We start from the raw sequence: 7,116 nt of genomic DNA, 5'->3' as shown, positions 1-7,116 counted from the left end.
AACCGCCAATAACAACTGGCTCTAAGTTATCGTCTAAAATATAAATCTGAGTGTTTGATATGGGGCGCCCAATTGGAATAACCAAATTTTCAAAATCATCTTTGGTTACCTTATAAATCGACACACAAACAGCACATTCTGTAGGTCCGTAGGCATTAAAATAATCAATTCCTGATTCTACAACCGTTATTGCTTTAGTCAGATTAGCAGATTCTCCAGCTGTAATGACACATCGTAATCCAGAGATATCATTTTCAGACAATAATCCTAAATAACTTGGAGGAAAAGTAACTACTGTCGATTTTGTTTCTTTTAAAAAACTTGTAAATTGATCTTTGTCTTTAATTATTTCTTCTGTAGGAATACATAATGTAGCACCACTATACAAACTCATCATAATTTCAGATATAGACGCGTCAAAGGCAACAGAAGCAAACCATACTACTTTATCCTTTTCCGTAATTTCAAAAGTCTCAATCTGATTTAATGACATATTTATATTACTGCCATGCTCAACCATTACTCCTTTAGGTTGACCGGTAGAGCCGGAAGTATAGATTAGATAGGCTAAATCATTGGACGAAATAGGTGCATTGATATTATTACTACTATTATCTTCAAAAATCAATGCTTTTAGATCTATTGTCTCACAATTAACAATATCAAATACAACACCATTGCTAATTAGTAATTTTAATCCACTATCTTTTATCAAATAATCTATTCTTTCCTGAGGATAATTTGTAGCTATCGGTAGATAAACCGCACCTAACTTTAATATTGCCAATAATGAAATGATTCCAATATCAGATTTAGGTAAAAACACACCAATTATGTCTCCTTTATCAATGGAATGTTTAGTAGAAATATAATAGGCTAACTGATTTGCCTTTTCGTTTAGTTCCTTATAAGTTAATTTAGTTTCTTCAAATAGAACAGCAATATTATTTGGTGTGTTTTCAACTTGTTCTTCAAATAAATCAACTATCGTTTTATCTTTTGGATAAGCAACTGTTGTATCATTGAAATCATTTAATAACTGCTGTTTTTCTTTTTCAGATAATAGTTCATAATCCGATAAGTCAGCTGTTATATTATCTTCTAAATTAACTATAAACTGTTTAAAATGCCTAACCAGATATTCAACAATTGTTTTCTTTACAAAACCTTCTAAATAAGAAACGCAAATTTCTATAGCATCTCCCTCATTTATTTTTATATCAAACAAAAGACCATTACAATCTAGCTTAGAATCGGAGTTAATATTTATAGAAAAATTAGAAAGAGTGCTTAAATCACTAAAACCTTCTTTTTCGGAGATAAAATTATTATCGTAATCCGAATATTTTAGCGAATCTAAAATTTCGATTCTTACTTTTTGAAGATATTCCTTAAATGGTGTTTTTAAATCTATAGGAAATGATAAAAGCAAGCAATTGGGGTGATTTCTATAATTTGAAACAACATAACCATCAAATTCACTAAGTAATCTCTTTAACAAAAAAGAAAAAATAGCACTTAGAACCGTAGCTTGAGCAATTAAATTATCATTTGCTAGCTTATTAAAGTAGTTTAGGTCCTCGGCCTTAATAGTAACACTGTGAGTACTATTTTGTTTATTATTTAATTCAAAAACTTTCTCTCTGTTTGATATTTTTTTTTTCCAATATCTTGAAACTAAACTAAAATTATTTGATACTGCATTCTTATCCATAAATTCTGTATTCCTATTTCTTGTTTAAAATCAGCATCCCAATGCACTTCAATACTTATAAAGTGCGCAGGACTTTTATACTATATCCCAAACAATATCTACAAAATCACTTTTTTTATTAAAGTTATTTTCAATATACTGGCATATAGATTTTTCACGAAAATAGAGGCAACATACGTCTAAAAATTACGGTGTTTTCTCATAAAAATTACGGACTTTGATGATTAAGTAGATAAACTGTTAGCAGAAAGTAAAATAACCATTAAGACAAAAAAATCATCTTAAAGATTTAGAAAATTGATGTTATAAAATATTGTTTTCTCAAGTTAAATTTGCAACCATAATTATGAAGAATGCAAAAAATTATGGCAATTAAGAAAACCCAAAAACAATAGAACTTTTACTAAAGCAAAACCTTCCCTTTTGTAGTCAATATTTGTAAATCTTGCTTATTTTGAAGAAACACAAAAAAAGGAATTTCGTAAGTAAAAATTCCCAAATTAAAAGAAACGCTCCCCAATACTATTCAGGATTAGAGAACAGCATATCTTTTTTTCGAAACTAAAGAGATTGAAAATATCAAAAAAAACAGAGTTCAAAGTATTACTTCTAATACTATTGGGGGTAAATATATCAGAAAATCTCCCCCTCTTCAGTATAAACATCTATCCTGCATTGCGCTTAGGAGCTTGATTAAAGAAAACCAAGTAAGAATTTTAATTGTGGATTATTTCACTAAACATAAAACAATTAAATCAAAGGAAAAATAATTTAATAAACCCTATCATTAAAGACATAGATAACACAATGAATATATTAAAAAAAATTTAACCTAAGGCCCTACTACCGCATTGTACTTAATTTGATTATTGAAGAATTCAATAAGCCATAATTACAACAATCCTAACTTTTTTGCTTTCTCGACCAGATCTTTATCGCTTCCTTTCCCTTTTAAAAGCTGATCTTTTATGTTTGCCTTTCTTTTTTCAATAGCACTCATAGAAAGAGGTATATAATTCGGAAGATTAACAGTTCTAACTCCCTGAGAAATTAAAATTAAAATTTGATTGTCATGATTATCCCAATTTATATTTTTTTTAAACAATTCCCTTTGAGACTTTATTATAGTACTACTTTTAAATATATCCCCATCAAGAATTTTTTTACAAATGCTCGGAAATAATTCAAAATTAATATCACTCTTTGCGATGAAACCTTCTGGTTTTATTCCTTTAATAATTTTATCGACAGTTAGTGGTTCACTATGCATCGTAAGAAGAACTACTTTGCAGTTTTTAAATTTTTCCCTAATAAGCAACGCTAAATCAATACCACTATTAATATTTAGTTCCTTATAGGCAGGAAGACTAATGTCTAATAAAGCAAAATCAATACTCAAATTTTGTTTTAAATAAAATACTATCTTTTTATAAGCATCTTCACAATTATGACTCTTTATAAAATTCAGTTTACCGAAATCTAAATCACTATAAAACAACAAATTGACATAGCTATCAACTGTCATAGGGTGGTCATCAACAATCAAAATGTTTAGGTTCATAATTATTCCATCTAATTTACATCAAAACTAAATAAATATTACGGATATTCCGTACAATTCAGACAAATCTTAGATGTTTTTTTGTCATAAATATGATCAACTTAAAAATTTATTTATGAAAAGCAAATTACGTATTATAGGACTTGTCTTCGCTTCTTTATTAATTTATTCCTGCTCTAATGATGACAGTTACGAAGTTCAAGACGTCAAAAGTATTAATACCCGTATTCACCACCAGTCTAATATGAAAAATCTATTGAAAGAAAAAGTAATCGATTCAACTGCTGTAATTAATAAGATTGATAAAACTAATACAAAAGGAGAGCCAAGCAATCCTATACCGCCAAGGAAAGGTCATCACTAAATTACAATTCTTTAAAATAAGGACTAAGTAATTTTCTTCGGCAGTAAATTACTTAGTCCTCTTATATGTTAAGTCTATTACTTAAAAAAACTATATATTTGAAATTATTAAGTAAATGATTATAATTTGACCTCTTGTAACAGAATAATTTGCATACTTCTAATTCTATTTTTTTCTTGTGAAAAACAGAATTCAAATCTTTATATAAAAAATACATCTGTTTCAATTGATAAAATTCATATTAATACTCTAAAAAAAGATAAAAAAGAGAAATACTTAGATTCAATTGCCAGTCTACTTAAATCTAAAACAAATGATTCCATTGTTAGAAATTTATACCTAAAACTTGCAACTGAATATTACTCTATTGACAATCTAAAAAAATCATTACATGTTAGTTTACAAGCTCTTAAACTTTCTAAAGAAGCCAAAGATAGTACCAGAATTCCATTGGCATTATTCTACATAGGAGACTGTTACAGAAATTCTAAAAGAGATAGCGCTTACTTTTATTTTTTACAAGCAGAAAAAATATACTCTAAGATTTCTGACTATGATAATGTAGGTAAAATGCTATTTAATAAAGCTTACGTTTTATTTTATGACGGAAACTATATCGAATGTGAAGTCGAAATTTCGAAAGCCTTACAATATTTAAAAAAATCTAAAAACCATCGCTTGGTTTATTCCTGTAACACTCTAATGGGGAATTGCTTGGAAAAATTGGTCAATTATGACGAAGCATTACGATATCATAAACTAGCTTTGAATAATTTAGAAAAAATGAAAGTTAACGATATAGATAAAGATGAAATCAACAATTACAATGTAACTTCCATCATTAATATTTCAAATTTATACGACTTAAAGGGAGAATTTTCAAAATCTGTACAAAACTTACAAGGGCTACTTTCCAGAGATTTGAAAAAAAAGTGGCCAAGACTATATGCAAATGTTCTGAGTAATTTAGCATATTCAAAGATGAGAAATGGGGACTACAAAAATGTTGAATCAATGTTCATTGAATCTCTAAAAATTGTAGATAGCATCGGCGTTGAATCAGATCTTTTATATAAGAAGATATACATTGGAGAATACTTTCTGACACAAAAAGATACTTTAAAGTCAATACAAAGTTTATTAGAAGCAAATTACATAGCAATAAAAATAAAAAACAGTAATGAAATTTTAACTTCTTTAAAATTACTCTCTAAAATAGATAAAAAGAATAGTTTGTCTTATACAAATCAGTATATCCAGATAAGTGATAGTATCAATAAAATCCAGAAAAATGCACATTATAAATACGCCAGGATCGCATATGAAACTTCAAGAATAGAAGACGAAAATAAAGTTCTTACCAAGAATAACTTATGGATCTTAATTATTTCACTTGGATCAATTTTATTACTTGCACTATTTTTTCTTTTGAGATATTTAAAATACAAAAACAAGGAATTACTCTTCTTAAGAAAGCAGCAAAAAGCTAATGAAGAGATCTATCTATTATTAACTGAACAGCATAAGAAAATAAATATTGCAAAAGAAAATGAAAAGGGAAAAATAGCTAAGGAATTACATGATGGTATAATGAATAAAATATATGGTGTCAGAATGAATTTAGGTTTTTTTAATTCCAAAACAGATTTGGCAATAATTGAAAAAAGAAAAGAATATATTTTTGAACTACAAAATATCGAAAATGAGATCAGAACCATATCTCATGATTTAAGCCGGGGATCTTTCTTAGAAGGGAATGATTTTAACGTATTATTAGAAGGTTTAATTGAAAATCAAAAAGACATTAGTACCACCAGTTTTAAATTTGCAAATGATGGCACTTTTGAATGGGAAATCATTCAAAATATATATAAAATAAACATATACCGTATCATTCAAGAAGCCATTTTAAATGTTAATAAATATTCGGATGCAGAAAATTGCGATGTAAAAATTGAGAAGAAAAATCACAATTTTATAAAACTGACTATTATTGATGACGGGAATGGATTTGATATCAAAAGTAAAAAAAATGGTATAGGATTAAGCAACATGCGAGAAAGAGTAATGTCATTAAAAGGTCAATTTAATATTGAATCAAAAATTGGTGAAGGAACAAAAATCGAAGTTACATTTACTTTTTAAAATATAATTCAAAAAAAAGCCTCAGAACCATGGATCAATACAAAATGTTGTGCAGTTGATAGAATTTATTCCTTTTTATTAACGATTTCAGCCCTTCGTTTAAGAGATCATTTTATTACAGCTAATTTTTATAATTAGTACCCTCTTTCGGTATAAATATTTGAAATGTTTACAAAGGGCTGAAAGCCCAAAAGCATAAAAATAGTGCAACGCACTATAAATTAAGATAATCAATCATATTGCCCAGAAGAGGTATAAGCAGTTATAAATAAAGCATAAGATCTTAATTAAAAGTTGCTAACTTTCAGAAATATCATAAAAATAGGACATGTGCTCTTTTGAGTTCTGCTTTCGCCCATGCAGGGCTTAAAGAAGTGCTCACCATTATTCATGGCACTTCGTGCCATGTTACTGCTAAAGCTCTTTCAGAGCAACAGATTCCAAATACTTGTCTCTTATGGGGTAAGCTGCAAATTATTATTATTTTTGCAATTAAGAAATTTTAGGAAAATGTAAATCTTTAAAAGATTGCAAAAGGCTGCCACTTTCATTCCTAAAGTCCTCTACGGTAGAGAATACTCTTTATATCACTTCCCAACTTTCGAACCTGATCCGTTAATTACCAGTCAATCTTAAACTATTTTGGTAATAGAAATACAAATGCTTCGGCAGAATCTTTCAATGCTAAAATAAAAGCCTTTAGAAGTCAATTCAGAGGAGTGAGGAATATAGATTTTTTTCTTATTCAGATTATCTAATCTTTTTGCCTAATCCTCAACTTTTGAACCTGATCCCTTTTGAACCTGATCCGATAAAAGAACCGTTTCATGTTTTGATAAATGGTACAAAACAAAAAAACCACTCGATTTGAGTGGTTCCTTGTGAACACAGAAGGATTCGAACCTTCGACCGCCTGCTTAGAAGGCAGGTGCTCTATCCAGCTGAGCTATGCGTCCATTTTAGTTTTTATTTTAAAAAAAACTTCAATTAGCAGAGCCAATTGAAGTTTTCAGTACTCAGAGCGGGACTTGAACCCGCACGAACATTGCTGTTCACTGGATTTTAAGTCCAGCGTGTCTACCAATTTCACCATCCGAGCGTTATGTGGTACCTCCAGGGATCGAACCAGGGACACATGGATTTTCAGTCCATTGCTCTACCATCTGAGCTAAGGTACCATTTCTACTTATTACTAAGTAAAATTAGAATAAAAAACCCCGTTTTGTTACGAACAGGGTTTTAAAAAGAAAGGCGACGACATACTCTCCCACATAACTGCAGTACCATCTGCGCAGGCGGGCTTAACTACTCTGTTCGGGATGGGAAGAGGTG

At 29.3% G+C, this 7,116-nt stretch carries 5 protein-coding genes, 3 tRNA genes and 1 rRNA gene; 3 read left to right on the top strand and 6 right to left on the bottom strand.

Translation table 11 applies throughout. The features are described from left to right. The coding region (locus FLA105534_RS23510) for an AMP-binding protein (RefSeq protein ID WP_173968500.1) at positions 1-1,714 on the bottom strand (1,714 nt) is incomplete at its 3' end. A gap of 892 nt (positions 1,715-2,606) precedes the next feature. Continuing rightward, on the bottom strand, positions 2,607-3,275 hold the full coding sequence (locus tag FLA105534_RS23505; protein ID WP_173968499.1) for a response regulator: 669 nt from the start codon (positions 3,273-3,275) through the stop codon (positions 2,607-2,609). Between the two features lie 115 nt (positions 3,276-3,390). Between FLA105534_RS23505 and FLA105534_RS23500 the strand changes: the two genes are divergently transcribed. The 3 genes from FLA105534_RS23500 to FLA105534_RS23490 all read left to right on the top strand — a co-directional run bounded on the left by FLA105534_RS23500 (position 3,391) and on the right by FLA105534_RS23490 (position 6,542). Further along, on the top strand, positions 3,391-3,639 hold the full coding sequence (locus tag FLA105534_RS23500) for a hypothetical protein (RefSeq protein WP_173968498.1): 249 nt from the start codon (positions 3,391-3,393) through the stop codon (positions 3,637-3,639). Positions 3,640-3,765: 126 nt separating this feature from the next. After that, positions 3,766-5,784: a tetratricopeptide repeat-containing sensor histidine kinase gene (locus FLA105534_RS23495; protein WP_173968497.1), complete on the top strand. Its 2,019-nt coding sequence runs from the start codon at positions 3,766-3,768 to the stop codon at positions 5,782-5,784. A gap of 629 nt (positions 5,785-6,413) precedes the next feature. Continuing rightward, a complete protein-coding gene (locus tag FLA105534_RS23490) occupies positions 6,414-6,542 on the top strand; it encodes a transposase (RefSeq protein ID WP_246253303.1) in 129 nt (42 codons plus the stop codon). Positions 6,543-6,666: 124 nt separating this feature from the next. On the opposite strand, the gene FLA105534_RS23485 is transcribed toward FLA105534_RS23490, so the two are convergent. The 4 genes from FLA105534_RS23485 to rrf all read right to left on the bottom strand — a co-directional run. Then, positions 6,667-6,740: transfer RNA gene (locus FLA105534_RS23485), tRNA-Arg, on the bottom strand. Positions 6,741-6,797: 57 nt separating this feature from the next. After that, positions 6,798-6,883 (bottom strand) — tRNA-Leu (locus FLA105534_RS23480). Positions 6,884-6,889: 6 nt separating this feature from the next. Beyond that, positions 6,890-6,962: transfer RNA gene (locus tag FLA105534_RS23475), tRNA-Phe, on the bottom strand. A 68-nt stretch (positions 6,963-7,030) separates the two neighbouring features. Then, a 5S ribosomal RNA gene (rrf, locus tag FLA105534_RS23470) occupies positions 7,031-7,116 on the bottom strand; the annotation flags it as partial.

It is taken from the genome of Flavobacterium collinsii (genome assembly GCF_902804485.1).
GTDB classification, from domain to species: domain Bacteria; phylum Bacteroidota; class Bacteroidia; order Flavobacteriales; family Flavobacteriaceae; genus Flavobacterium; species Flavobacterium collinsii.
This window is presented reverse-complemented; position numbering and strand designations above follow the sequence as displayed.